The following is a 224-nucleotide window of genomic DNA, read 5'->3' on the forward strand; positions in this document are numbered from 1 at the left end:
GTTATTAGTCTTAATCCTTCTTTTAATATATTTATACTTGCATTTATATCTCTATCGTGAGTTTCATTACAACTAGGACAAATCCATTCTCTTATATTTAAGTCCTTAACTTCCTCGTTTTTATACCCACATTTATTGCATATTTGTGAACTTGCAAAGAATTTACCTACCTTTACAATTTGTCTACCATACCAATTAGCCTTGTATTCTAATTGACGAATAAA

The 224-nt window shown here is 28.6% G+C and carries 1 protein-coding gene; it reads right to left on the minus strand.

Annotated elements, in window-relative coordinates:
• Positions 1-224 (minus strand): transposase (locus tag KGF42_RS19700; RefSeq protein WP_227826953.1); only part of this gene is annotated, 224 nt, incomplete at both ends.

Origin of the sequence: Clostridioides sp. ZZV15-6383 (genome assembly GCF_020657735.1) — a bacterium.
Lineage (GTDB): Bacteria > Bacillota > Clostridia > Peptostreptococcales > Peptostreptococcaceae > Clostridioides > Clostridioides difficile_D.